Origin of the sequence: Halomonas sp. (assembly GCF_041689495.1) — a bacterium.
In the GTDB taxonomy this organism is placed as follows: Bacteria; Pseudomonadota; Gammaproteobacteria; order Pseudomonadales; family Halomonadaceae; genus Halomonas.
Genome location: NZ_JBDNGD010000053.1, coordinates 1 through 7,252 on the forward strand (window position 1 = coordinate 1; position 7,252 = coordinate 7,252).

The following is a 7,252-nucleotide window of genomic DNA, read 5'->3' on the forward strand; positions in this document are numbered from 1 at the left end:
CAGCCCTTGATCCGTGAAGCCAATGTCGAGGGTTACCTGATCGAGGAAATGCTGCCTCCCGGCCAGGAAATCGTTGTCGGAGCGGTGCGAGATCCCTATTTCGGCCCGATGGTGATGGTCGGTCTCGGTGGCATCTTCGTCGAAGTTCTGAAGGATGTGGCCTTCCGGATTTGTCCGATCGGCGAACAGGATGCCTGGCAGATGCTCGCGGACCTCCGTGGCGCGGCCATTCTTGACGGTGTCCGCGGCGGGGAAGCCGTCGACAAGCGTGCCATCGTCGACGTCATCATGCGCCTGGCCAGCCCGGATGGCCTGTTGATGGAGCTCGACGAGGAGCTGACGGAAGTCGATATCAACCCGCTCATCGTGTCCAGTGCCGGGGCCATCGCCGCCGATGCTCGGTTTATCCTGTCGTCGCCGGATGCCAGTCAGTCCGCAGCCATTCCCGATGCACCCGATGACGGCCTTTCCGTCATCGACCGGTATACGCCGCTGTTCCAGCCAGAGGCCATCGCGGTTGTCGGGGCATCCACCACCGGCGTAACCATGGCCAACACTTTCATCCGACGCATGAAGGCCTATGGCTACGCCGGCAAACTCTACCCCATCCATCCCAAAGCCGATGAGGTCGAGGGGCTAAAGGCATATCCGAGCCTTGCCGATACGCCCGATCTCATCGACTACGCCTACATCGCCATCGGCGCTAAGCACATCCCCGAGCTGCTTGCCTCGGCCAATGGTCGCGTAAAATTTGCCCAGGTGCTGTCCAGTGGTTTCGGCGAGATCGAAGAGGGCAAGGCGCTCGAGCAGGAGCTGGTGAAGAGTGCGCGTCGGGGTGGTTGCCGTGTCATCGGCCCTAACTGCCTGGGCATGTACTCTCCCCGAGGGAGAGTCACCTTCCCCGTCAATCCACCGGAGGAAGTGGGCAGTGTCGGCATCATTTCCCAGAGCGGTGGCCTGGGTACCGATATCATCAAGCGTGGCCAGTGGCGTGGTGTGCGCTTCAGTGGCGTCGTGACCATGGGCAACAGCGCCGACCTGGAGCCATCGGACCTTCTGGAATACTATTTCGCGGATCCACAGACCAAGGTCATCGGGCTGTACCTGGAGGGGGTCAAGAATGGTCGCCGACTCTTCGAGCTGCTCAACTCGAAGGCAGCTACCAAGCCGGTGGTGATCCTCAAGGGTGGCCGTTCCGCCCAGGGCAATGCCGCCGCCGCCTCGCATACCGGCGCGCTCGCTGGCGACCAGCGAGCCTGGGATGCGCTTTGCACGCAGACCTGCTGCGCGATGGTCGCCTCCGTCGATGAGTTCATCGATACGCTGCTGGCCTTCCAGAACACTACCCTGAGACCGGAACGTCCGACTCGTCAGGTGGTGCTGTTCGGCAATGGCGGTGGTACCGGGGTGCTGGCCACTGACTACTTCGCCGAGTTGGGGCTCAACATTGACCCTTTCGCCGCGGAAACTCGCATCACCCTGGAAGCGCTGAAACTGCCGCCGGGCACCAGTGTGGCCAACCCCATCGATGCGCCGGTAGGGACCTTGCAGCAGGAGAATGGGTGGATTGCCGGTACGATCCTGGACAGGGTCTACGATACGTCCAAACCCGATGCCATCGTCATGCACCTGAACCTTGCTTCCTTTGTCGGTCGCGGTGACAAGGATCCTGTCGATAACCTGATCAAGGTCGCCGAGCATGTGCAGGTCACTCATCCGGGAAGGGCCCACTTCTTGCTGGTGCTCCGTTCCGACGGCTCCCAGGAGCTGGATGACATCAAGCGCAAGTATCGCCAACAGGCGCTGGCTGTTGGTATCCCTGTCTATGACGAGGTGACCAATGCCGCTCAGGCGCTGTCGGTCGTCCAAGCCATGGAGGTTCGCTTCGCCGCTCGACAGCGGTAGAGGCGAGTCCGGTGCGGCGACCCGTCGTTCTACCCATCTTATCGATGGGTTGTTCGTCAACGAAGTCGTGCCCATCTGTCTTTCCCCGCCGATGCCCACCATCGTCTTTCTGCACGGTGCGTATCAGGGCTGGTGGGTCTACGAAGCCTGGCAAGAATATTATGCGCTGGCCGGCTGGCACACCATCGCCCTCTCGCTGCGCAATCATCCAGGCTCTTACGCTCTCGAGGATCATCAATTCCTCGAGCTCCAGCCCGATGACTATGTGAGTGATGTGCTGAAGATCGCCGATTGGCTCGACACGCCTTTCGTCCTGGTCGCACATAGCATGGGTGGTGTGGTGGGGCAGAAGGCGGCTGAGCGGTTGCCTGACCTTGCGGCGCTGGTGCTGTTGGGCTCCGGCCCTCCCAAGGGGCTTGGGGCCAGCAGGCCGAAGGATCTGCCATCCGGCAGCCCTTCGATACCTGACTATCAACAGGTCAGGCGGCACATGTTCGGCACTATCGATGATGGGGACTATGCCGAGTTCCATTCGAGGTTGGTGCCAGAAACCCCCAGTGTCATGAACCAGACGGGGCGTGGTCGTGTGTCGGTGAACCCGGCACTGATCCACGCGCCGGTACTGGCAGTCGATGCCGAGCATGACCGCAACCAGTTCGGTCCCGCCTTTGTCGATTTCTACTCGGGAGACTACATCCGTGTATCGAGTGCCTCACATGCGCTGATGCTGGGCCCTTGGGGAATGGAAGTGGCCAACGCCATACACTGTTGGCTGAATTGGCGCCTTCCAGGCTTCCAGTATGACAATCGACCGGCATGGTATAACCCCCGAGCCGGAAGCGGGGGGTGAGAAGGCAACCCGTAGTCATGAGCAACAGTAGTCATGAGCAACAACAGTGCCCTGTCAGGTATCGAGCCTGTTTGTGTCATGCGGATGAGCTCGAGTCAAGCTGCTGATGGAAGCGCTCCAGCTGTTCAGGAGTAAAGCGCGACTCACGCAGTGACTTCAAATGTGGGCCGAAGGATTCCTGGATCTCGTCGCTGAACCGAATCATGATTTCGGCCATGTAATAATCATGCCTTATCAATGAATCGGCCGTGGTGATAATCGGCTGATTGCGAGTATAGGAAGCGAATACCTTGCCCTGCACATTGGCGGTCAACAGCTGTTCATGATCCACCGTGATCGTCAAGAGATTATCGGCGGTGCCGATGCTCTTGCCGTTACCCTCATGTAGATATATCTTGACATTATCGGAGTAGCGAAACTCTTCCGGATCCTCTCCGAAGAGGATAATAAATATCTCGATACCGGAATTAGCCATCCTGCGCAGCACATCTTCGTGACGTCGAAGCACCTGATCCTGAGCCTTTATCCAGATACACTTTTTCGCACTAAGGACTATCTGCTTGATGCGCTCTTCCACGGCGGGTTCGCCGGAAATCGTCCAGACGTACTGGGAGTCCTCAGTCTTGCTCAGCGAGTTAAGTTGGGATGTCAGCTGATCACAGCGCCTCTGGGTGGAACTGGCGATGCCCTCGAGCAGGACCTGGGGAGGAACAGGAACGAAACGCACAGGATCTTCGCTCACGGGTTGCACGGCTTCCTTGCGAGTCAGGCTCTCAAGCGAGTGGTAGGCATTCGCGCGGGGAACCCCTGTGACCTTGCTCAACTCATAGGCAGTGACCGGATGGATTCGGAGAAGCTGGATGTATATCTTGGCTTCATAGTCCGTGAAGCCCAGCTTCTGCATCTCGCTGGACAATCCACTCGAGACGCCTTCGTCAAACCGTAAGCGATTTGCCAAAACTAACCTCCGGTAATGCCTGTGATGATAACCCCGTTCCTTCAACTCCGATGTTCAAACCAACAGAGATCGGTTGTCGTAGTCATTATAAAGTTGAATCGATCGCCTACATATCTCTAGCCTCAATGGCTTCGACGAGTCTCACGATACGTTCGGCACCTTCGACATGAAGATTCTCTATCAGCTTACCATCGACCAGGACAACGGCACTACCCTGCGCTACGGCATCATGATATGCCGCAATTATCTTTCGAGCCCATGCGACATCCTCTTCGCTCGGAGCGAAGACCTCATTTGCCACTTCGATCGTCTTAGGGTGGATGAGGGTCTTGCCATCGAAGCCCATTTCCAGGCCTGCACGGCACGCCTTTCGGTAGCCATCATCGTCATTGAGGTCGAGGTGGACGCCGTCGAGAATCGCCAGGCCAGCGGCACGCGCCGCCAGCACGCAGGTGGACAGGATATGCAGCATGGGAAGGCGCATCTCGGTATGCGCACAATGCAGATCCTTGGCCAGGTCAGAGGTGCCCATCACCAGCACTGCCAGGCGGCTGCTGGCGTCGGCGATCTCCTCGGCATGAAGGATTCCCCGGGGGGTCTCCATCATGCACCAGATAGCCAGGGAATCCGGCGCCCCTGCTGCCTTCAGGATCGACTCGGCGCGCCTGACCATGTCGGCACTTTCCACCTTGGGCAACAGAACGGCATCGGCATTGGCACGCGCCGCCATCACCAGGTCGTCGTGGCCCCAGGGGGAATCGAGCCCATTGACCCGGATGACGATTTCCCTGTGGCCATAACCACCGGCCTCCAGAGCTTCCAGTATAAGGTCTCTGGCTTCCACCTTGGCACCAGGCGCAACGGCATCCTCCAGGTCCATGATCAAGACATCGGCCGGCAGGCCGCGTCCCTTGTCCAACGCCCTGGCATTGGACCCCGGCATGTAAAGCACACTGCGACGTGGACGTGCGTTCGTTGTCATCGCTCTTTTTCCTCTATCTTGGCGGCATGAGACGGGTGTCTCCTGCCATGAGTGACATGCCATCTGGAGTCTACTTCCAAGCCACGTCAGCTTGCATGGTCAGACCGCCGTTGGTGGTGCAAGCCCAGAGCACATCTTCGTTTCCAGACTCGGCCGGCTTGCCCTGGGCCTTGAAGGTCTCACCGCAGAACAATGGACTCATGGCCTTGAACGAGAACCGGGTCACCGTATCGTTCGGGTTGTTGCGTTGCCAATTGTCGAGCAGGAAGGTGGCAATAAGTTGACCATGCACGATGAGTGCGGGATAGCCCTCTACTTCAGTCGCATAGGGATAGTCATAGTGAATCTTGTGCGCATTGAAGGTGACGGCCGAGTAACGGAACAGCAGGGGAGTGTCCGGATGGATTTCCCGGCTCCATTCGGCGCCTTCAGGGGCGGGCTTGCGCTCGGGCACGCCGGTTGCGGCAGGTGGGTTATCCCGATATACCAGATCCTGCTCCTCTTCCAGGGCAACACCTTCGGTATTGGAATAAGCGTGCTTGACCGTGACGAAAGCCAGGGAACCGCTCTTGCCTTCCTTGACCTTGATATCCTGCACGGTTGAAGTCTTGGTAATTTTCTCTCCGATAATCAATGGGTTGTAGTAATTTATCCTGCTCCCGGCCCACATCCGTCGTGGCAGGGGAATTGGCGGCAGGAAGTCGCCTCGCTGCGGGTGTCCATCCGTGTCGATCTTCGATTGCGGCACCCTGGGGACGAAATAATTCCAGTGCGCCGTGGGAGGAAGTGTATCGCCGCGCTGCGGCCAATCCTCGGCAGGCACGTCGAGCGCCGCCATCATAGCCGTCACCGGCCAGAGCTCCAGCTCTTCCTCTGCCTTCTCGGTGTTACCGATCCACTTCTGAAGATAATCCAGATCCAAGGCCATAACTCTTCTCCCGTTGCCTTCGCCAGTGTGTAATAAAGCGGTATCAGGCCCGCCCTTTCACGTTCGATCCTAGTCGAAGGCATTAGTAGTTGCAAGAACGACCACCACGATTGTAGTATTATGCAAACGTGCTGGCCGTCCCGCTGAACCACTATGCTGTATCAGCGAGGGCTTGGCCCATCCTGGGGCATGCCGTTCGCCCCCTGTCCATTACCACTAACAACCAAGGCACCGGAGAAAAGCTCATGGCCATGATCGACGTGAAGACAGAGATCACCGGAAACGTCTGGAAAGTCGAAATAAATGAAGGGGATACCGTGACGGAAGGTCAGGTTCTGGTTATCCTTGAGTCGATGAAGATGGAAATCCCCATCCTGTCTCCGGAAGATGGTGTCATCAAGGAGCTCCGTGTCAAGGAAGGGGATGTCACAACCGAAGGTGATGTGGTGGCCATCGTAGAGGCATAAGAACAACAACCTTCCAGCGAGTGCGAGGAGCTCACCATATGAATAAAGTGCTGATTGCAAACCGCGGAGAGATTGCTTGTCGTATCATCAAGAGCTGCAAGAAACTTGGTCTCACCACAGTGGCTGTATACTCGGAGGCTGATGCTGAGGGGTTGCATGTCAAGATGGCTGATGAGGCATATCCCGTGGGGCCCGCCTCTGCGAAGGAAAGCTATCTGGTTGCCGACAATGTCCTGAAAGTTGCCCTGGAGTCCGGTGCCCATTTCGTTCATCCAGGATATGGCTTTCTATCGGAAAGCAGCCGATTTGCGAGAGCGGTGGAGGATGCTGGCCTGACGTGGGTAGGGCCCAGCCCTCAGAGCATCGATGACATGGGCGACAAGGAACGGGCCAGGGAAATCGCCAAGGCGGCCGGGGTTCCCGTATTGCCCGGGAGTCCTCGCTTCGATGTTGGCGAATTGGATACCATTGAGCAGGCCGGAAAGGCGGTGGGTTATCCGCTGCTGGTCAAGGCCTCGGCAGGAGGCGGTGGAATCGGCATGCGTCTGGTCGAGCGGCCTGAACAACTCCTGGAGATCGCACGGTCCACCCAGTCCATGGCCGAAAAGGCGTTCGGGGATGGGACGATATTCTTGGAACTCTTCATTGCGAATGCCCGTCACGTGGAAGTGCAGGTCTTTGGTTTCGGCAATGGCGAGGCCATCCACCTCTATGAGCGTGACTGTTCATTGCAGCGCCGCTATCAGAAAGTGATCGAAGAGAGCATCGCACCTGGGCTGCCCCAGGCGGTCCGTGAAAAAATGGTAAACGTGGCGGCTTCGCTCTGTCAGCATCAGAAATATTCCGGTGCAGGCACGGTAGAGTTTGTCGTCGACGCCGATACTTTCGACTTCTTCTTCCTGGAAATGAACACCAGGATTCAGGTCGAGCACCCTGTCACCGAGATGTGTACCGGCACAGATCTGGTTGGCATGCAGTTGAGGTTGGCACAGCAGAAACTTCCCCCCATCGAGCAGGCGTCCATCGTTCACCGAGGCCACTCGATCGAGTGCCGTATCTACGCAGAGAACCCCGCCAAGAACTTCATGCCATCGCCGGGCCCCCTGAAGCGCTTCAAGTTGCCGGATGAGAGTCATGATATTCGTATCGACTGTGGGTTCCA

Annotated in this window: 7 protein-coding genes; 4 read left to right on the forward strand and 3 right to left on the reverse strand. The window is 57.9% G+C overall.

What is annotated here, in order from left to right; genetic code table 11:
- On the forward strand, nucleotides 1-1,905 hold a 1,905-nt coding region (locus ACESMD_RS01845; RefSeq protein ID WP_372609793.1), incomplete at its 5' end, for an acetate--CoA ligase family protein.
- Between the two features lie 49 nt (nucleotides 1,906-1,954).
- Entirely contained in the window at nucleotides 1,955-2,755 is an 801-nt protein-coding gene (locus tag ACESMD_RS01850) for an alpha/beta hydrolase (protein WP_372609795.1), read from the forward strand.
- 76 nt (nucleotides 2,756-2,831) lie between these two features.
- Here the strand turns inward: ACESMD_RS01850 and ACESMD_RS01855 are convergent, their stop codons facing one another.
- The 3 genes from ACESMD_RS01855 to ACESMD_RS01865 form a co-directional block, all read right to left on the reverse strand.
- A complete protein-coding gene (locus ACESMD_RS01855) occupies nucleotides 2,832-3,659 on the reverse strand; it encodes a TrmB family transcriptional regulator (protein WP_372609797.1) in 828 nt (275 codons plus the stop codon).
- 160 nt (nucleotides 3,660-3,819) lie between these two features.
- Complete coding sequence (locus tag ACESMD_RS01860; RefSeq protein WP_372609799.1) at nucleotides 3,820-4,695, reverse strand: CoA ester lyase; 876 nt, start codon at nucleotides 4,693-4,695, stop codon at nucleotides 3,820-3,822.
- 70 nt (nucleotides 4,696-4,765) lie between these two features.
- Entirely contained in the window at nucleotides 4,766-5,623 is an 858-nt protein-coding gene (locus ACESMD_RS01865) for a MaoC family dehydratase N-terminal domain-containing protein (protein WP_372609801.1), read from the reverse strand.
- Between the two features lie 245 nt (nucleotides 5,624-5,868).
- Here ACESMD_RS01865 and ACESMD_RS01870 point away from each other — a divergent pair, with 245 nt between their 5' ends.
- Nucleotides 5,869-6,090: a biotin/lipoyl-binding carrier protein gene (locus ACESMD_RS01870; protein WP_372609803.1), complete on the forward strand. Its 222-nt coding sequence runs from the start codon at nucleotides 5,869-5,871 to the stop codon at nucleotides 6,088-6,090.
- A gap of 38 nt (nucleotides 6,091-6,128) precedes the next feature.
- Nucleotides 6,129-7,252 (forward strand): acetyl/propionyl/methylcrotonyl-CoA carboxylase subunit alpha (locus ACESMD_RS01875; protein ID WP_372609805.1); only part of this gene is annotated, 1,124 nt, incomplete at its 3' end.